The sequence below is a fragment of the Capnocytophaga sp. oral taxon 863 str. F0517 genome (assembly GCF_000466425.1).
Lineage (GTDB): Bacteria > Bacteroidota > Bacteroidia > Flavobacteriales > Flavobacteriaceae > Capnocytophaga.
The window spans coordinates 378-704 of sequence record NZ_KE992151.1 but is presented as its reverse complement, the minus strand read 5'-3'; the positions used below and the strand labels follow the sequence as shown (position 1 = coordinate 704).

Sequence of the window (327 nt, the reverse complement as noted above, 5' to 3'; positions counted from 1 at the left end):
TACGCGCCGTCTTGTTCTGATTTTGGTGGAAAGGGTAAAAACGCGTAAGATGATTACCCCTATCGTAGGCCTGCTGCTGAAGGTTGCTTGCAAAAAGACCGCCCCCATTGTTGCTTTCGATATGGCAACGCTCTACCTTATACTTTTCAAGCATATAGGTAATTGTCTTCTCAGTTACTTCCATGGGATCCTTGGTGTAGAGCACATCCAAAATATAGTTTCCTTCCTCTGCTTCTCGGTAAAACAAGGCACATAGATAATCACTGCCACTATCAGCAGCATCAATATAAGCCACCGTATAGTAACGCGATGGCAAATCCATATAGC

The 327-nt window shown here is 44.0% G+C and carries 1 pseudogene; it reads right to left on the bottom strand.

Annotation, left to right across the window (positions count from 1 at the left end):
• Nucleotides 1–327: pseudogene (locus HMPREF1551_RS13950) on the bottom strand (heat-shock protein Hsp70); the annotation flags it as partial.